The organism is Aquipluma nitroreducens (genome assembly GCF_009689585.1).
Taxonomy (GTDB): domain Bacteria; phylum Bacteroidota; class Bacteroidia; order Bacteroidales; family Prolixibacteraceae; genus Aquipluma; species Aquipluma nitroreducens.
Window position 1 is genome coordinate 3,812,263 of sequence record NZ_AP018694.1, and the last position, 18,731, is coordinate 3,830,993.

20 protein-coding genes are annotated in these 18,731 nt (G+C 40.2%); 8 read left to right on the forward strand and 12 right to left on the reverse strand.

The features are described 5' to 3' along the window. The first annotated feature begins 10 nt into the window (after positions 1-10). Positions 11-907 (forward strand): prenyltransferase/squalene oxidase repeat-containing protein, encoded by an 897-nt coding sequence (locus AQPE_RS15970; RefSeq protein WP_318347503.1) that lies wholly within the window; start codon positions 11-13, stop codon positions 905-907. A 4-nt stretch (positions 908-911) separates the two neighbouring features. Here the strand turns inward: AQPE_RS15970 and AQPE_RS23910 are convergent, their stop codons facing one another. Together AQPE_RS23910 and AQPE_RS15975 are read right to left on the reverse strand one after the other, a co-directional pair. After that, the gene (locus AQPE_RS23910) at positions 912-1,124 is read right to left on the reverse strand and encodes a type II toxin-antitoxin system RelE/ParE family toxin (RefSeq protein WP_404801021.1); all 213 of its coding nucleotides are present in this window, start codon (positions 1,122-1,124) and stop codon (positions 912-914) included. 70 nt (positions 1,125-1,194) lie between these two features. Next, positions 1,195-1,431 (reverse strand): hypothetical protein, encoded by a 237-nt coding sequence (locus AQPE_RS15975; RefSeq protein ID WP_318347504.1) that lies wholly within the window; start codon positions 1,429-1,431, stop codon positions 1,195-1,197. Between AQPE_RS15975 and AQPE_RS15980 the strand changes: the two genes are divergently transcribed. After that, complete coding sequence (locus tag AQPE_RS15980) at positions 1,430-1,609, forward strand: hypothetical protein (RefSeq protein ID WP_318347505.1); 180 nt, start codon at positions 1,430-1,432, stop codon at positions 1,607-1,609. The two genes, AQPE_RS15975 and AQPE_RS15980, sit on opposite strands and share 2 nt — an antisense overlap. A gap of 286 nt (positions 1,610-1,895) precedes the next feature. Further along, positions 1,896-3,728: a prenyltransferase/squalene oxidase repeat-containing protein gene (locus AQPE_RS15985; protein WP_318347506.1), complete on the forward strand. Its 1,833-nt coding sequence runs from the start codon at positions 1,896-1,898 to the stop codon at positions 3,726-3,728. On the opposite strand, the gene AQPE_RS15990 is transcribed toward AQPE_RS15985, so the two are convergent. From AQPE_RS15990 to AQPE_RS16035, 10 genes are all read right to left on the reverse strand, one after another. Then, a complete protein-coding gene (locus tag AQPE_RS15990; protein ID WP_318347507.1) occupies positions 3,694-4,122 on the reverse strand; it encodes an OB-fold protein in 429 nt (142 codons plus the stop codon). The genes AQPE_RS15985 and AQPE_RS15990 overlap by 35 nt on opposite strands. Before the next feature lie 11 nt (positions 4,123-4,133). Further along, on the reverse strand, positions 4,134-4,685 hold the full coding sequence (locus tag AQPE_RS15995; protein ID WP_318347508.1) for a YceI family protein: 552 nt from the start codon (positions 4,683-4,685) through the stop codon (positions 4,134-4,136). A 2-nt stretch (positions 4,686-4,687) separates the two neighbouring features. Beyond that, positions 4,688-5,584 (reverse strand): DUF5777 family beta-barrel protein, encoded by an 897-nt coding sequence (locus tag AQPE_RS16000; RefSeq protein ID WP_318347509.1) that lies wholly within the window; start codon positions 5,582-5,584, stop codon positions 4,688-4,690. Between the two features lie 11 nt (positions 5,585-5,595). After that, positions 5,596-5,976 (reverse strand): c-type cytochrome, encoded by a 381-nt coding sequence (locus AQPE_RS16005; RefSeq protein WP_318347510.1) that lies wholly within the window; start codon positions 5,974-5,976, stop codon positions 5,596-5,598. 10 nt (positions 5,977-5,986) lie between these two features. After that, complete coding sequence (locus AQPE_RS16010; RefSeq protein WP_318347511.1) at positions 5,987-6,973, reverse strand: c-type cytochrome domain-containing protein; 987 nt, start codon at positions 6,971-6,973, stop codon at positions 5,987-5,989. A 166-nt stretch (positions 6,974-7,139) separates the two neighbouring features. Continuing rightward, the gene (locus AQPE_RS16015; RefSeq protein ID WP_318347512.1) at positions 7,140-8,237 is read right to left on the reverse strand and encodes an alanine racemase; all 1,098 of its coding nucleotides are present in this window, start codon (positions 8,235-8,237) and stop codon (positions 7,140-7,142) included. A gap of 115 nt (positions 8,238-8,352) precedes the next feature. Beyond that, complete coding sequence (locus tag AQPE_RS16020; RefSeq protein WP_318347513.1) at positions 8,353-9,627, reverse strand: adenylosuccinate synthase; 1,275 nt, start codon at positions 9,625-9,627, stop codon at positions 8,353-8,355. Between the two features lie 197 nt (positions 9,628-9,824). Continuing rightward, positions 9,825-10,265: a Fur family transcriptional regulator gene (locus AQPE_RS16025; RefSeq protein ID WP_318347514.1), complete on the reverse strand. Its 441-nt coding sequence runs from the start codon at positions 10,263-10,265 to the stop codon at positions 9,825-9,827. 67 nt (positions 10,266-10,332) lie between these two features. Continuing rightward, positions 10,333-12,552, reverse strand: coding sequence for a RelA/SpoT family protein (locus tag AQPE_RS16030; RefSeq protein WP_318347515.1), 2,220 nt, complete (start codon positions 12,550-12,552; stop codon positions 10,333-10,335). A gap of 290 nt (positions 12,553-12,842) precedes the next feature. Then, positions 12,843-14,090: an ABC transporter permease gene (locus AQPE_RS16035; protein WP_318347516.1), complete on the reverse strand. Its 1,248-nt coding sequence runs from the start codon at positions 14,088-14,090 to the stop codon at positions 12,843-12,845. Positions 14,091-14,440: 350 nt separating this feature from the next. Here AQPE_RS16035 and AQPE_RS16040 point away from each other — a divergent pair, with 350 nt between their 5' ends. The 5 genes from AQPE_RS16040 to istB all read left to right on the forward strand — a co-directional run bounded on the left by AQPE_RS16040 (position 14,441) and on the right by istB (position 18,729). Then, positions 14,441-14,953, forward strand: a complete 513-nt coding sequence (locus AQPE_RS16040; protein ID WP_318347517.1) for an IS1096 element passenger TnpR family protein — start codon at positions 14,441-14,443, stop codon at positions 14,951-14,953. 72 nt (positions 14,954-15,025) lie between these two features. Next, positions 15,026-15,934, forward strand: coding sequence for a tRNA (adenosine(37)-N6)-dimethylallyltransferase MiaA (miaA, locus tag AQPE_RS16045; RefSeq protein ID WP_318347518.1), 909 nt, complete (start codon positions 15,026-15,028; stop codon positions 15,932-15,934). Further along, on the forward strand, positions 15,927-16,223 hold the full coding sequence (locus AQPE_RS16050) for an NUDIX hydrolase (protein ID WP_318347519.1): 297 nt from the start codon (positions 15,927-15,929) through the stop codon (positions 16,221-16,223). The genes miaA and AQPE_RS16050 overlap by 8 nt, the downstream gene beginning before the upstream one ends. A gap of 145 nt (positions 16,224-16,368) precedes the next feature. Further along, positions 16,369-17,907: an IS21 family transposase gene (gene istA / locus AQPE_RS16055; RefSeq protein ID WP_318346873.1), complete on the forward strand. Its 1,539-nt coding sequence runs from the start codon at positions 16,369-16,371 to the stop codon at positions 17,905-17,907. Positions 17,908-17,997: 90 nt separating this feature from the next. Next, positions 17,998-18,729 (forward strand): IS21-like element helper ATPase IstB, encoded by a 732-nt coding sequence (gene istB / locus AQPE_RS16060; protein ID WP_318346872.1) that lies wholly within the window; start codon positions 17,998-18,000, stop codon positions 18,727-18,729. Positions 18,730-18,731 lie beyond the last annotated feature (2 nt).

Consider the following 18,731-nt stretch of genomic DNA (forward strand, 5'->3'; position numbering starts at 1 on the left):
TTCTTCGATTGTGACTAATCCTACTCATATTCCTTTCTATCGACAAATGATTGCTTTGCTCCGAAATGCACTGAACCTGCTGGACGAACAGGGTAGGGAAGAGGTGCTTAAATTTCTAATGAGTCAGCAAAATCCGGATGGTGGTTTTCAGGATCGTGGTGGACGGTCGGACTTGTATTATTCGTTGTTTGGTGGGTTGATGCTCGGGGCATGGGGCTCGGGGCAAAGGGCAAGGAGTCTTAAGTCCGAAGATCTGCTCCCTGAGCGCGAAGCACTCGAAGGGGCAATTCTGAAACTAAGCAAATTTATTGCTCAACAGCAAAATTCCGAAGTGCCCGGATTTATCGAGAAATGTTGTTTAGTACTTCTTCAGAAGGAATTGAATTCCGGACAAAATTCACAAATTAGAGCAATGATTTCATTGGGGAAATCATTTTGGAAAGAACGTCGGTCCATCAATTTGTCGTACCGCGGTTTTGTGTTATTTCTGATATTGGATGCTGTTTTGCCTTTTCGAAGTAGCCTGAAGTTTGGCGCAAAAAGAATGTTGGCGCGAACAACAATCGATCAGCATTCGCCATGCTCTGAAGTGGCGGCCAGAGTTTTCCTGCAAAAAATGATGAATCAGGACGGATCGAAAGATCAGGAATTGCTGAAGTCGTTTGCCTGCGAAATGGGTGGGTTCAAAGCTTTTGCTCATCTGAATAATGCGGATATGTTATCGACTGCTGTTGCTTTGTTTGCATTAAGTTATTCAGTCTACGATTTGCGCTTGTTGAAACCATCCTGTCTCGATTTCATCGAACAAAACTTTGCTGGTGGTGCATTTCTCTCCGGAGATGGCGACCCAACTGCCGATGTGGAATATACATTTTATGGTTTGCTGGCACTGGGAGTATTGGGGTAATAATCTATAGCGAAATGGTAGATTTCTCTGGGTTTTGCCGGTTGTCCCAAACGGATAAAACTATGATTTCGGTTGAAGTAATTTGATATATAATGAGGTAGTTCTTAAGTATTTTTACCCTAACATTGTCTTTATTTGTGGGTTTTCCGATGAACGGCAATTTGCAGATTAGCTGCAACGAGTCTTTTATCAATTCGTTCAGTTTGCGACTGTATATGCTTGATTAGTTTCGCTCATTCCAGAAATGAAGAATTTCTTTTCTTTCAAACTGAGCTCTTTTGTCCAGATTATTTGCCTAACCATTCGTCAATGTTTTTGTCAGCTTGTTCTTCAGTTAAAAACTCACCATTTTTGTATTGAAGTTGACCTTCTTCAACGGCTTTTATCTGTTCTTCTGAAAGTTCATAGACACTAATATCAGCTTCTTCGTTGGCAATCAATCGGTACATTTCTTCCAACAAATCATCGTTTTCTGATTGGCCTATTTTGTGTATTAATCTTTTCTTTAATTCTCTTGCAGTCATGGTATTTCGTTTTTACAAACTTACAAAATTAGTTTGTACGAATCCTTTACTCGAAATTGCAATCTTGCCTGTTTGCGACGGCGATTACACTGCCGATATAGAGAACACATTTTATGGTTTGCTGGCGCTGGGGGTGGTCTATGTCTGTTGTGATGGCTGGAGTTCATCGTATCAATAATTAGCAAAAGTGAAGGTGATACGGTTGTCCACGTCTGTGGTTTTGGGCAAATCGGAAAAAGTAGGCTGACCACAAGTATGGTTTTGTCCAAATCGGTAAAAGTAGGTCAACCACAGCTGTGGTTTTGTTGAAAATGTGGAAAAGGAGCTTAGCCACACCTGTGGTTGGGGCCAAAATGGAAAAAGGAGGCCAAACACACTTGTGGTTAGGTTCAAAAAATGAAATGCTGATCAATCACACCTGAAGTTTGCAAGAAAACGAATATCTTGCATCTTTATTCAGAAAAATGAATCAGAACCCCGAACATATCCAATTCCAATTTTCTGAACTCAGCACGCTTCTTCTTCAAAAGCGCAACGTTGCTGGTTATTGGGAAGGCTGTTTGTCTTCAAGTGCGTTGGCGGTTGCGGTTTCCATTACGGCATTGCATTTTTACGATGCAATTCTAAATACCTCAGAGATTTCATCAGGCTTAAATTGGTTGGAGACTAACCTAAATGCTGACGGCGGTTTTGGCGATTCACCCGGAAGTGTGAGTAATGTGAGTACGAGCTTGCTGTGTTATTCGGCAGTAAAAGTTTGCAGCGCCGATGATCAATACACACCTCTGCTCCTGAAACTCGGCGATTATTTGCGTACGCAAAACATTGATGTGAATTCGGAACAACTTATTCCGGCGATACTTGATTTTTATAAAACGGATCGGACTTTTTCGGTGCCAATACTCACCATGTGTGCTTTATGCGGTGTTCCAGGTAAAGAAGCATTTGAATCGATTCCTCAGTTGCCATTCGAACTTTCGTTGTTGCCGCGATCATTTTATCGGATGCTCAATCTGAGTGTGGTGAGCTATGCTATTCCGGCATTGATCGCTGTTGGTATCACTATTTTCAGGTTTAAGAAAAGGAAAAATCCATTGATGCGGTGGATTCGAGAAGCTTCGGTCAATAAGTCGCTTGCTTTGCTGCGTAAGATTCAGCCGCATAGTGGAGGATACCTGGAAGCCATTCCGTTGACTGCATTTGTGTGTCTGTGTATGGTCGAATCTGGATACCGCGATTTGGAAGTGATCCATGATGGAATGAATTTCCTGAAACGGACTCAGCGGAAAGACGGAAGCTGGCCGATTGATATTGATCTTTCGACATGGGTAACGACTCTTGCCGTAAAATCGCTCCGAAGTAATATAGATAAAGTGTTGATATCAGCAGAAAGGCAGCGAATTACCGATCATTTGTTGGCAATTCAGAATATGGAAATTCATTCGTTTAACGGAACTCAACCCGGAGGTTGGGGTTGGACTTCGCATTCTGGCTCGGTACCCGATGGCGATGACACTCCCGGAACAATTCTGGCCTTATTGACATTGAATCAAGATGATCCGACAGTTGTTCAGGAAGCTGTTTTATCGGGTCTAGGCTGGTTGCGCCAATTGCAGAACGGTGATGGCGGTTTTCCTACTTTTTCGCGCGGTTGGGGCAAGTTGCCGTTCGATCAGAGTTGTTCTGATTTAACCGGGCATGCGATTTTGGCGCTGGCCCAAACAGCTCACTTATTTGGCGATTCGCTCAGCCAAAAACAACTTTCGGAAATTAAAAAATCATTTGTCCGTTCAATTATCTATCTGGAAAAACATCAGGATCAATCGGGATTTTGGCTGCCTTTGTGGTTTGGAAATCAAAATACACCCGGTCATGCAAATCCGGTTTACGGAACCGCGCGGGTGACTGCTTACCTGAACGAAGCGTTGATTACCCAATTGGGCGTAGAATATTCGGTTGTCCTGAAACAAATGATTAATCGCGGCTGTCAATATCTCGTTTCTGTGCAAAATCAGGATGGGAGCTGGGGCGGAGCCAAAAACATTCAAGGAAGTATTGAGGAAACTGCACTTGCCGTTACAGCACTTGCGCCAAATGGGTTTCGGGAGGAGTGTACTTCAGGAATGAATTGGCTGACAGAAAAAACAAAATCCGACGGGATTGTTGCCTCACCCATCGGATTGTACTTTGCTTCTTTGTGGTATGATGAAGAAATGTATCCTCTGACAGCGTATCTGGAATGTTTGTCGGTAAGCGTGGAGACTATTTCGTCACCACTACCGCCGGACTCACTTTAATTTCCATCAAATAGCCTTTGCAAACTCCTTTAACACTAACCGGCTTGCCTGTCTGGAGCGCCTCAATAACTGATTGGTTACTTGCAGACCAAAGACTATCGAGTTGACAACTGATTCCAGCCATTTCATCTTCCAATATCAACAGATTAGTTCCGTTTGGAAGCTTGTTTTTGGCCACCAGGTTGCCATTTATTTCAAGTACTTTTTCACTGTATTTGGTCGTTGCCGTTGCTTCATCTTTCTGAAATTCGTCCATCAACTTTGAAGCTTCCATTTTAAATTCAGCTTCCAGCTTATTTACATTGGCGTGAGGCTTAAAAAACATTTTCAGGCCAATACCAGCTCCAATTGCAATTACAGTCAAAACAAGAATGATTGCGTATTTGATTTTCATGTTTATTGCTTTTATTGCCCGTAAGGCAAGTATGTTGCTTTCACTGTAATTTCCATTTCCTTGCCAATTTTGTCGCGAACCAGTGATGGTATAGCAATACCGTATTCTTCAGGAGTTACTTTGAACTTTGAGGTTGCGACCAGTTTGCCACCTTCCATCCCGATAGTTCCGGGAACAGTGATTGTTTTGTCAACACCATGCACATTTAAAACGCCAGTAATTTTAATGTTGGCAACCGGGGCGGTAAGCATTTCTTTTTTAAACCCTTCAATAGTTCCTTTAAATTTTGCCTTAGGGAATTTGGTGCTTTCCATGTAATTTTCGTTGAAATGTTCTTCCATCAGTGCGCGTTTGAAATGGAATGTAGTCATCAGCGCCTGAAAAACAATTTCTCCGTTTGAGGAATCCAAGATTGTTACAGCCTCATTGCTTTCGCCAAGAATGTCTTCCATTGGAGTGGATGAGTAGAATGAGATGTAGGCGTTTTTGGCAATAAATTTGCCCTGGCTAAATGCACCTATTGATGCTCCAAGCACGATCAGCACTAAAAAAATCTTTTTCATTGTTATCTGTCTTTTTGGAATGAAAATACTCTTGAAATATTGAACCCAAGGTGAATACCTTTATCGAACCAATTATCAGTCGTTTGAGGAATGAATGAGCCTTCGCGCATGCCCAATGAATTGGTCAGCATAATCTGGAATACGTGCCCGCCAGTTTCGATATCAACACCAACCGAAGCCGAATTGTAATATTTGGTATCCTGAAATTTGTTGTTCGGGTTGTAATTGTAATAGTACTCAGCGTTCAGCGAAAGTCGTTTCGAAAGTTTATATCGGGCGCCAAACCCCATCGCATAAACATCATTCATATCAAGTTCTGTTTTAACCAGGTTCCGGTGGATGAAAGTAGGCGAAAGCTGAAATGAGAATTTGTCATTAAACTTACGGGCAATCAGCAATTGATGGACAAATGCCAGCCTTGACGAAAAGTAATTGGTTCGTGTCGGATCTTGAAATTTAAGTGTATTCAACTCGACAGAAGTGAAGTAGCTCAACGAAACAGGCATCCATTTTACTCCTGATGATTGACGCAATAAACGGAATTTTGCAAATGAATCGTAGGTTTTGTTTAAGCTTCCGCGTCCAACACCAAGCATTAACCAGTCGGTTACTCCATATTCAAGACTGAAATGAATTTTCGATTGGTCGAGCCCGAATAACCCATAGGCGCCATCGTTGAGAGGTCCAAAGCGGTGTGAGATGCGAAAATCAAGTTGCCTTTTCTTCATCTGTTCAATAGAATGCCCGTTAATTATCCGGCTGGCTTTGAAGGTTGCTGTAGCATAATCGATTGTCGGTTTTGTTTCTGCATTCAGTAAAGCATCCAGATCCTGACTGTATGTATTTCCGGAGAAAATCAAAAGAAATAATGCGATAAAAATATATTGTATTCGTTTCATTCGTCAGTGATTTAGTTGTTTAATTTACCGTTGTCAATCCATTTTTGCAATTTGCTGATTTCGCAATCGGTTAGCTTGCCACCGCCCTGAGGCATTGCCTGGTATCCGGGTGTATGATTAATAGTTCCCATCAATTTTCCATTGTTCGTTGAGATCAGAACATCGGCATAATTTTCAAGTTTTACGCCTCCTCCCGAGTTTGCAGCTTTTGAATTTGAGTGGCAAGACAAACACGAAGCTTGCAAAATTGGCTTAACCGTAGTGGCAAAGGTGACGTTTGACAAATCACATGAGGAGGAAACTTGTGGATATAGTTTTTCTTCCGTGTCGTAGTAACAACCTGAAACAAAGGCAATCAACAGAATAAGGCTTGTTTTTATTATTTTATTCATCATGCTGAGTTTAATTATATCCTTGATTTATCCATAATTCTACTTGTCTAACATCGCAGGTTGATAGCGCATAATCTGGTGGCATGGCTTTATATCCTGATTTTCTATTTAGGGCTCCAAGTAGTTTCCCGCTTTTTGCAACCGTTTGAACATCACTGGCGGTTAGTAATTTTATTCCTCCTGAAGGATTATTTGCTCCATGGCATGATACGCAATCTAACTCAATAATTGATTGAATATGACTTGTGTAATTGATTGCTCCAGTTGTATCACAAGGCGATGCGCACTCTTCATTTAGTCCTCCTCTTTTTATCCAGCTATAAATTGTATCGATAGCTGCTTTGCTTAAAGGTGAGTATGGTGCTGGTGGCATAAAATTATCAGAATTTTGTTTTGCTGTAATTGAGTTGTATAATGGGCTCGTTCCGGGGTTTCCAGGTTTAATGCGTTCCAAAGTTTTCGCATAACTGCTAAAATCAACTCCGTCCTTGTGCGTTGTTGCATTGTGACAACCTGAAACTGCACAACTACTCATTAATATGGGTTGAATGTCCCGATCGTAGCAAGCCCAAAGTGTTCCTGATTTAGTCGTCACTGCTGAACCTGTTGATCCACAGGTTGTTTCTTTAGCGCCTTGCTCGATCCATAAGCGGATAGTTGTTCGTTTGTCGATTGGAAGTGCATTGTTAGGTGGCATTAACTGGAAAGTACTAGTAATGGCCTGATAGGCTTTGCTTTTGTCAGCATTCCCGGCAGTAATTGCTTTCATAATACCAGAGTAATCAGTGAAGTTATATCCGTGTCCACCTCCACTACTATGGCATCCTGTTGTTCCACAACTATTCTGAAATATGGGTAGTACTTCAGTTTGAAAACAAACTTCTGGAAATTGATCCGCCGGAATGCCTTCATGTTTGCAAGAGCTGGCCATAAATAGCATGAATCCACCCCCGATCAAAAAAAACAATTTTAAAAATCCGATTTTGTTGTCTTTCATCTGTAAAATATTTATGATTTCTAAAAACAATCATATCCTCAAAAGGATCATGCCTTTTTTAAGAAACAGGACATTGTTTTGTTAAAAATAATTAAAGGACAATAAGGTGCTAAATTCTGAATGTATTCAACAAAACCGTTGGACAATAAAATTATTGTGTTCCCGACTAATAAAAGGGAAGCATTTTAATAATTTCGCCTTCAGTTGTGAGATATTCTTTCATTAGGTTGGCTGTTAGGCAGGAATGGACAGGTATTATTTCAATCAGATTTCCAGGTTTGAAATAGCTTAAATCGCGAGGTGTAATTTTGAGAATTCCGTGTTCTTGTGAAAGCGCATGAAGATAATTCCGCTCATCTAAAAGTATTTTTTTATCATTTTCTTCGACAACAATTCTGCCGAAAAGTGGTTTCCCATCGATGTTGATGATCGAATCTTTTGCAAAATGGATGGCTCCGCCATAAATAACCACTTCATTGCGCGATGGATGCACTGCAATGACTGGACAAACCATTCGAACAGCAATATCTGTAAGTTGGCAGACACCTAGTTTGAATTGTGTTAAGTCGTAAAAAACAAAATTCCCCGGGCGAATTTCATCAACACCATCAAAATTATCACAGATGCTGCACGATGGCGTATCTCCCATGGAAATCATCAGTTCAGGCCATTCGCTTCGGTACCTCATTTTCAAGGCTTTCATTTTGAGCAGGGCATCGAAGTGCCTGCTGAAAATATCGTGAGTTGAATTGGCGTGATACGTGTGTCCGGTATGTGATAAAAATCCCTTGAATTGAAGCAGTGGCGATTTTTGTATGGTTTCCAGCAATTCATCAATCAGTTGAGTACGGCTTGACTCAATTCCGGTACGATTGTACCCGGTGTCAATTTTGATAAAAACTCCGGTATGCCAGGTTATTTTTTCCTGAAGTGCAGCTAATCCTTCTTTATTTTCGATCAAAAGATTCAGATTTATCCTTCCAGCAAGCTCGTTCATTTCCGGAATTTCCGGAATATTTACTGAAAATGCGATCGTAATATCGTCCCAACCAATGTCAGCAAAGTAATTAGCCATGGTTAGCGAGGATACTGTGATGCATTTTACACCTGCATCGCGAAACCATTCTCCGATTTCAGCAGATTGATGAGTTTTGAAATGGGGGCGGAAATTTAACCCATGATCATTTGCTTTACGAGCCATGTTCTGGATGTTTCGTAATGCAATTTCTTTACTAAGTAGAAGGGTAGGTTTTGTAATTTCCATTTCAGGATAATAAACTGAATTACAATCGCTCAATTCGTGTCCTAAAATAAGCAATACTTTGTGAATTCAAAAGTTTTAAGCAAAAGAAAGGAGCCAGATAACTGGCTCCTTATGTTTATTCTCCTAAGAAGATCGTTTGTGCTCGGTTTGGACCTACCGAAGCAATTGAAACCGGAACCCCAACCTGTTCTTCAATGAAGTTGATGTAGTTGTTGAATTCTTCCGGAAATTCGTTTTGACTGGATAATTGTGTCAAATCGGCTTGCCAACCGGGTAATTCAACGTATACCGGTTTTACGCTTTCGTTAAGTTCGAATGGGAATTTATCAACGACTTCGCCATTCATTTCGTAACCAACACAGATCTTAATGGTTTCGAATTTGTCGAGCACATCGGCTTTCATCATGATCAGTTCGGTTACACCATTCAGCATAATGGAGTATTTCAAGGCTACCAAATCCAACCATCCACAACGGCGCGGACGACCAGTTGTGGAGCCATATTCGCGGCCAACGTCACGCATATCTTGTCCATCTTTGTCAAATAGTTCAGTAGGGAAAGGTCCCATTCCAACACGGGTACAGTATGCTTTAAAAATCCCAAATACATTACCGATTTTGTTCGGGGCAATTCCCAGCCCTGTGCATGCTCCGGCACAAATGGTGCTTGATGAAGTTACAAACGGATAGGAGCCGAAGTCGATATCCAGCATGGTTCCCTGAGCCCCTTCAGCCAAAACCGATTTACCACCAGTCAGGTTGTCGTTGATCAAATGCTCGGTATCAACAATGTTGAAGGTTTTGAGAACTTCGATGGCTTTCATCCATTCCTTTTCGGTTTCAGCAAGAATGGTGGCAAAATCGAAGTGGTAATAGTTTTCTAGTAAATCTTTGTGTGCCTGAACCCTAGCTGTATATTTTTCAGTGAAGTTTTCGAACAAATCTCCGACACGTAATCCGTCACGACCAATTTTGTCGCGGTAAGTTGGCCCAATTCCTTTTAGTGTTGAACCTATTTTGGTGGCGCCTTTGGCTTCTTCCGAGGCTGCGTCAAGTAAACGATGTGTTGGAAGAATTAGATGAGCTTTTTTCGATATATAAAGTGTTTTGTGAAGATCGACATCATGTTTGCTGATCGATTCAATTTCCTTTTCAAAAGTAATTGGATCAATAACAACTCCGTTGCCAATTACATTAAGTTTGTTTTCACGAAATATTCCGGAAGGAATAGTGTGTAAAACTTGTTTGAAATTATTTATCTCCAAGGTGTGACCGGCATTTGGCCCGCCTTGAAATCTGGAAATAATATCATATTTAGGGGTTAAAACATCAACAATTTTCCCTTTGCCTTCGTCGCCCCACTGGAGGCCTAACAATACATCTACTTTCATCTTCAAAATATTTAAGATCTGTTTAAACACGATAATCCGCGAAAACTGAATTTTGTGATTTCAATTTTCACGGAAAAATGGTCTTATTTGAGCGATAAAATTACAATTTATTTACTGAAGTAAGTTTAAAATAAACACTTAAAAGAAGCCGATTATTAATTTGTTCTTTTTCGATTAATCAATGGTCAGAAAGTTATTTACTTGCTGATGAATTGACCATAGATGTAAAGTGTATGGTGGGATAATTTAAAATCGTTTTTCTGACAGATGTCTTCAATAATTTCCTTGAGTCGTGGGTCGTAGAATTCATTCAGGGAACCATTTCGGAGATCAATTAAATGGTCGTGTTGAGGAATGGCAAAAGCTTTTTCGAATTGCGCCAGATTTTTTCCGAACTGATGCCTGATGATAAGTTTGCAATCGAGCAGTAAATCCATCGTGTTGTATAAGGTAGCCCGGCTTACCCTATAGTTCTTGTTTTTCATCGAAATGTACAACGACTCAATGTCAAAATGCCCTTCTCTTGAGTATATTTCTTCCAGAATTGCAAACCGTTCTGGAGTTTTTCTGTGTTCATTCTCTTCAAGATAATCGATAAACATGCGCTTGACCGCTTCTTTTGTTTTTTGGTTATTCATATTTAAACCAATTAAGAATAAGGATCAAAAATAGCACTTTTTTAGAACTTTATGCGAAGCTGGTTACTTATTGCTGAATTTTTTCAATTCGTTCAACAGTGTCCATCCCCTTGATTTTCATTAATCGGGATATCAGTTCATTTAAATCCTGAACACTATGAATATAGAGGTACAAATCACCTTCAAAAATACCATCGTGAGTATCAAAATGAACTGTGCGCATATTGATGTCGCTTTGCTTTGAAATGATGGTGGTTATTTCGTTGACTACACCCACACGGTCGAATCCGCTAAGTTTAATCCGTGATAGATATGATAGTTTTTTGAATTTGGTCCATTCGGCCGTAATGATGCTATCTCCCTGTTGAGACATAATCTTGAGCGCTTCGGGGCAGTTTCTTTTGTGAATAATGATGTGCTCATCATCTGAAACGTACCCGACAACATCGTCACCCGGAATTGGGTTGCAACATTTGGCCAGCGTATAGTTGAGTTCTTCCGGATCCTCTTTCAGAATAAATGGTGCCTTTTTGTTGATTTTGCCAGTTGACGTGGGTTCCTCTTTTTTTGGATAGAATGATAATTTCCAGAATTTGGCGAGTTTATTTTCTCTTCGGGTTTGTAATACTTCATCGAGGTTGTCGAGTTCCAGAAACCCCATTCCAACTTGCGCATACAACTGCTCTTTGTTGGTCAGGCTGTAATATGCACTCAGTTTTTTAAGGGTATCAGATGAAGGTAGAATTTTATATTTGGCCAATTGATCTTCAATAATCTTGCGCCCCTGTTCGATGTGCTTTTTCCGGTCGAGCTTGAAGGATTGTTTGACTTTTGTTTTTGCTTTAGCGGTGATGATGAAATTCAGCCAGCTAAGTTGCGGTGTTTGCGTTTTTGAAGAAAGAATTTCAACCTGATCGCCACTTTGTAGTGCATGAGAAACCGGAACAAGCTTGTGGTTGATTTTTGCCCCGATGCAATGATTTCCAAGTTCTGTATGTATTTCGTAGGCAAAATCGATAATGGTGGCATTCTTGGGCAGGTTTACCATTCGGCCTTTTGGGGTGAAAACAATAATCTCGGAAGAAAAAAGGTTCATTTTAAATTCATCCAGAAATTCAAGAGCATCCGATTCCGGATTCTGGAGCATATCCTTAATCTTCTGTAACCATCGGTCTAGTTCGTTTTCAACGTCATTAATATTCTTGTATTTGTAATGAGCCGCAAATCCTCGTTCGGCAATTTCATCCATTCGTTGCGTTCGAATCTGGATTTCAACCCATTTGCCCTGTGGCCCCATTACGGTAACGTGGAGAGCTTCATAGCCATTTGCCTTTGGTATGGTTATCCAATCACGGATACGGTCGGGCTTCGGTTTGTAAATGTCGGTTACCAGTGACAGAATATCAAAGCATTGCCGCTTTTCCGAAACATTGGTCTTGGGATTGAAGACGATTCGAACAGCCAATAAATCATAAACTTCATCGAACGAAACACCTTTTGTTTGCATTTTATTCCAGATGGAATAGGTCGATTTTAGCCTTTCAGTAATGGTGAAATCAACTCCTTCGTGTTTCAGTTGCTCGTCAATTGGCCGAATAAATTCGGTTACTAGGTAATCTCTTTTTTCACGCTGGTTTTGTAGCCTGAACTGTATTTGGTTATAAGCATCTGGGTGTTTGTATTTCAGACTTAAATCTTCCAGCTCTGATTTGATGGCGTATAACCCCAGGCGATGGGCGAGGGGAGCGAATATGTAGAGGGTTTCGGCAGCAATTTTTAGTTGCTTGTTTGGAGCCATCGAATCTAATGTGCGCATATTGTGCAGTCGATCAGCAAGTTTTATTAGAATTACCCGAACATCATCAGAAAGAGTCATTAGCATTTTTCTGAAATTGTTGGCTTGCTTGGAGTCGTGCTGAGGGGTAAACTCGTCAGTGAGTTTTGTCAAACCATCAACAATTGAAGCTACTTTTTCACCAAACAGGTTGCTTATGTCTTCCAGCGTATAGTCAGTGTCTTCAACAACATCGTGACACAAAGCCGCGATAATTGATGTAGCACTTAGCCCGATTTCTTCAACTACTATTTTAGCAACTGCCAGTGGATGAATGATGTATGGTTCTCCTGATTTTCGTTTTACCCCTGCATGTGCATTGTTCGCAAACTCGAACGCTTTTTGTATCCGAACCTTTCCTTCGTCTGAAACTTTGCGATCGCAAGCCTTCATCAAGTCATCAAAATAATCCTGTATTAATCGCTCTTCCGCTTTTGTCTGAAGTTTTGTCATTTATGATTCCTTCTGTGCTCTGTCAAAATTAATGCTAAATAGTAAAGATATATTTTTTCTTAAAATATAGATGGTTAAGAATCCATATTCAAGTTTATAAGAACAAATATTTAAAGTTTAGGTTGATTTTAAGTATCGAGGTGTAGAGATCTTGGATGATCAATTGCCTGAGTTGATTCTCTTTCTAAAGTTTGTGGGCAGATCAATCTCAATTCAGAAGCAATGCCTTTTAGTTTAATGTAATAATCGCTTCGAATTGCTGCTTGTTTAAATAATTGTTATTGAGCTTGTTATTCGAATCGAAGGCTTTCTATTGGATCAAGTTTTGAGGCTTTCTGCGCAGGGTAATATCCGGAAATTACACCAACGAAGAAACATAAAATTACGCCAACAAAGATCCAGACCCAAGGAATGAAGAATGGAGTTCCAATCATCATTGCAACGCCGTTCCCTGCCAATATTCCCAGAATGATTCCTACAATTCCTCCAATCTGCCCGATAACAACCGATTCAATTAAAAATTGCTGCTTCACAATTTCCGATGTTGCACCAATCGCTTTGCGGATGCCAATTTCGCGAGTTCGTTCAGTCACTGAAACGAGCATGATATTCATTAGCCCAACGGCAGCACCGAATAATGTAATAAGTCCGATGATGGTTGCAACGAGGGTTATGTTTTTTATGTTCTTAAGAAGTATATTGACCAGATTATCACTTTTCTCAATGTTGAAATCACTTTCGTCAGCAGGATTAAGGTTTCTGATCACCCTGAAAACACCTTCAGCTTCTCCGGTGGCAGGGTCAACCATCTCATTATTACTTACCTTAATTTGGATCGAAAAATTCATTTGAGGGCGTGAAAAATAACTTCTTACATTGGTAAACGGAAGTAAACACATTTGATCTCCACCCGACCCAAATCCTTGTCCCTTTGATGCAAGAACCCCGATTATCCGATATTTTCCACCTCCAATACTTATTGTTTTTTGCAGTGGATTTTCGCCTTTTTTGAATAACTTCTTAATTATTCCATCACCAATGATTACAACATTTCTTCCTGAATTAATTTCTTCTTCAGTAAAATTACGTCCGGATTTAATTTCATTTCCTGATGTAAACAGGTAATTCTCATCAACACCCTGCACCGATACATTTGGATTTGTTTTCTCCGACTCATACTTTATAGTTGCCGTTCCGGTGGCATTGGTCGAAATAGAAACTGACGCAGGGAAAACAAACTTATCTTTGAACTCCTTTGCCTGATAATAACTTATGAAAGAATAATTCCTGGTACGATAGCGCTTGTCTCCAACCTGAATGCGCATTCCTCTCGAATTGATTGTGAACGTATTTGCGCCCATAAACGTAAATTCCTTTGTTATCGAATTTTTTATCGAATCGATAGCAGTAAGGATTCCCACCAATGCTGTAATTCCTACGGCAATTATACATACAGTCAGTATTGTCCTAAGCAGATTACCGCGGATGGATTGTAGTGCTATATTCAGGTTTTCAAAAAAGAGAGTTCCTAATCTCATCACTTATAAATTATGGGACTTTTAATAGGTCATACAAGTTTAAAAATAATTACATAAATTCTGTACTTGTCCAAGCAGTATAATAAATATTGGTTCGTAAAAATTAAAGCATGATTTAACGACCAATTGTAACATATATTCGATTTTTCAAGAAACAGATTTTATTGAATTTTGAACCTTGATTCATAACTGTCAGATATGTAGGTCGATGTAAGTGGCTTGATTAGAAATTAATCTTTTTTAACATTTTTGAACTAACTTTTTGTTTTGCATTTCGGTATAGGAGTTACTATTTGAACTTATTTTGAATTGAATATTAAGAATAATCAATCACAAATAATTCTTGATTTATGATTTGTATTTTCGAAATTTCATCATTAGAGGCTCCTGATTTTAAACGATTGATTCATGTTGGATCCGAAAATACCTTTGAAGAGCTGCATCGGACATTACAAAACACTGCAAATTTCGATACTTCCCAATTGGCTTCTTTTTTTATAACCGATGATCATTGGAAACGTCTGGTTGAGATCAGCCCTCTTGACTCAGGCAAAAAGAGTATGAAAGTACTTAGTATGCGAAATACAAAATTAAATGAATATATATCAGAAATCGGGCAAAAGTTAGTTTACGTCTTTGATTTCTTTAATGAACGTTTTTTATACATAGAATTAAAGGAGAAACTTATGAAAACTGATTTAAAAGAACCATTTGTTGCTTACGAAAAAGGCAATGCGCCAAGTCAATTTTTGATTAACGATCTGGAAAGTTCTGGAGTCGAGATGATGGAAAAGGACGAATCTTATAAGAGTTTTGGAGATCTGGAAGACTATTATGAGATTTTCGGGGAAATGGATGCATAACAAATGGGGACTTTAAAGTCCCCTTCTTTTTTGTATTAATCCTTATCTTTGTTGAACAACCAATCGATCAGGATGAATACATTAATTATTGTTTTGGGACCTACAGGAGTTGGGAAATCTGATATTAGTATTCAATTAGCCAAACATTTTCATACCGAAATTATTTCAGCAGACTCCAGACAGTTCTTTAAGGAACTTTCAATAGGTACTGCAGTTCCTTCATCGGAGGATCTGGAAATTGTTCCTCACCATTTTATCCAAAATAAATCAATACACAATTATTATAATGTAAGTGAATATGAAACTGAAGCATTATGCCTTATCAATGAGCTGTTTGCAAAGTTAAATCCAATTGTCCTTACAGGAGGTTCAATGCTTTATGTCGATACTATTTGCAACGGAATCGATGACATTCCAACTGTTGATCCCGAAATCAGGGATGACGTAATCAGGTGGTATGAACAAAACGGAATTGAAGCCTTGCGGCAACGTTTACTCGAAATAGATCCTGAATATTATCAGATTGTCGATCTGAACAATCCGAAACGATTACTTCATGCTGTTGAAATTCATCAAATGACCGGGCAACCGTTAACTTCGTTCCGAAAAAAAACAATCAAAGAAAGGTCGTTTCGTATGATAAAAATCGGGATCAACCAGGATCGCAAAGTATTGTACGAAAGGATTAATCAGCGTGTTTTAAAGATGATGGATGCTGGTCTTCTTGAAGAAGCAAAGACGGTATGCCCGTACCGCATGTTAAACTCATTAAATACTGTTGGGTATAAGGAATTATTCTCCTATCTGGATGGAGAATGTACTTTAGATGAGGCGATTGACCTGATTCAACGGAACACCCGAAAATATGCACGGAAACAATTAACATGGTTTCGGCGCGATCAACAAATCAAATGGTTTGAACCCGAACAGATTCAGGAAATAATTGAGTTTGTCGAATCAGAGATGAGCGAAAATGAATGATCAGTTGCCCTCTCAGTTTACAATTCGGGTTTATGTGTTAATCATTAGCAAACAGAATGAAGTTCTGGTTACAGATGAATTTCAGATGAACATGAAAATGACCAAATTCCCTGGCGGTGGAATGAACTTTGGCGAAGGTATGATTGATTGCCTTAAGAGGGAAATGTTGGAAGAGTGTAATCAGGAAATTGAAGGGATTCAGCATTTTTATACCACTGATTTTTACCAGAAAGCCCTGTTTTGGTGGACACGCCGGATAAAATATCCAGTGTTCGCCGGAACAAATTGACCACCTTCCGCCGGTCAAAATGGTTGGGTTGCGCCGGAGCAAATTGACCACCCTCTAAGAACGATTTATCCTTGTTGATTAGCGGGCATTTATGATTAAGTTGGCTTTGTTCAATATAATCAAAATGTCAAATAAACTAATCATTATGAGCAAGGTAAGAAGCATTATCAGGCTTTACACCGAGGGTGTAAGTAAACAGTCCATCGGGGAACGGACAGGTCTTCCCCGCAATAGTGTTAAGAAGTATATCAGGTTGTTCCTGGCTTCGGGCAAATCGCCCCAGGAGATTCAACTGATGAGTGACACTGAACTTGAGCAGATGTTTCTGGATATGGTTCCACGCAATCATATTGAGAATGATCTGCGTTATCAATCTCTGGAAGCATTTTTCCCCACCATGGAAAAAGCATTGAAGATCCGGGGAAACACCAAGGAGAAGCTTTGGGAGCAATATTTTGAACAGCATCCTGCAGGCTATCGGTTTTCACAGTTCAAGCATTATTATCTTCTCTGGAAGAAGGTTCGTAATCCGGTTATGCACATTGAGCATAAGGCCGGGGAGAAGATGTATGTTGATTATGCAGGCGAAAAACTCAAGGTTTTAGATCCGGAAACATTAGACATCACAGAGGTAGAGGTTTTTGTCGCCATACTGGGTGCAAGCCAGTTGACCTACGTAGAGGCCAGTTATACCCAACAGAAGGAAGACTTCATCAACTCCTGCGAAAATGCATTACATTACTTCGGAGGTGTTCCTAATGCCATCGTTACGGATAACTTAAAATCGGCGGTAATCAAGAGTAATCGTTATGAGCCAACACTTAATGAGGCTTTTCGTGACTTCGTAAGCTATTATTCGATGGCGGCTTTACCGGCAGCTCCGTATAAACCCAAACACAAAGCGTTGGTAGAAGGTGCCGTCAAAATCATTTACCGTTCGATTTACAGCATTTTAAAGGGTAATGTATATTCTTGCATTGAACTGCTAAATAGCGCGATCAGGGAGGCACTGGAAGCTCATAATAACAGGCCGCTTACAGGAAGGCCATTCAGCAGGCGACAGTTATTCGAAGATACTGAACGACACTTTTTGCACCCTTTACCTGAAAAGAGATATGAGTTGAAGCGACGCTATATCGCTTCTGTGATGAAGAACAATTACGTCTGCCTTGCCGAGGATAAGCATTATTACAGTGTTCCTTACCATTTTATCGGCAAGAAGGTAACCTTGCTTTACAGCCAATCTGAGGTTGAAATTTATCACCGCTACGAGCGAATTGCAGTGCACAAAAGGAACAGGCACCTTTTTGGACACACAACAATAACAGATCATCTGGCCTCGCAGCACCGCTTCATGAGCGACTGGAACCCCGATAAATTTATCGAACGAGCCGCAGAGGTAGGCCCTCAAACAAAAGAATATATTATCCAGTTGCTAAATGCCCGGCAGCATCCGGAGCAGACCTATCGATCCTGCCAGGGAGTTTTAAGTTTTTCGGTACGTGCCGGAAAAGAGCGGCTTAACAATGCTTGTCTGCGTGCACTTCAATATGGCGATTACAGCTATCAGACCATCCGGGTAATCCTTGAAAAAGGACTTGACCGAAACGTTGATGATCAGCAGCATGTTGATCAGTCAATGCCCCCTCACCTGAACATACGTGGTAAAAACTATTACCGGTAATATCTCCCCGGAGGAAAGCTGTAACGGCTACCCCTCCGGGTATTGTTTAACCTTAAATCGAATAAAATGAATGAGCAAACGCTTCAAAAAATGAGACAGATGAAGTTCTTCGGTATGGTTCGTGCCTTTAGAACAAGCATCGAGAATGGCAGCATGATTCAAATGACAGGCGATGAAATGGTATCGATGCTTATTGATGCCGAATGGGATGATCGTAACAATCGCCGCATAGAGAGGCAAATGCGCAATGCAAAGTTCCGTTATAAAGCCAACATTGAGCAGTTGCACTTTGATATAGATCGCAACCTGGACAAAAATCAGTTCATGCGTATGGCTGAGTGTACTTTTATCGGAAGAAAAGAGAATCTTCTGATCACCGGGAGTACCGGAATAGGCAAGAGCTTCATTGCTTCTGCTATCGGAAATCAAGCCTGTACCCTTGGGTTCAAAGTACTTTATGCCAACACTACAAAGCTGTTTACAAGATTAAAAATGGCCAAAGCAGATGGTTCGTACATCAGAGAAGTTGCAAAGATAGAAAGACAGGATCTTTTGATTCTGGACGATTTTGGCTTGCAGCCGCTTGATGCATCAAACAGGTCGGTACTTATGGAAATCGTGGAAGATCGTCACGGAAACCGTTCAACCATTATAACCTCTCAGTTGCCAGTGGCACAATGGTATGAGGTTATCGGAGAACAAACAATAGCGGATGCAATACTTGACCGCATTGTTCATGATGCTCATCGAATGGAACTTGTAGGAGAATCAATACGAAGAAGACAACGAAACAAAATCGTAGAAACTGTTGAATCAGAATAAAT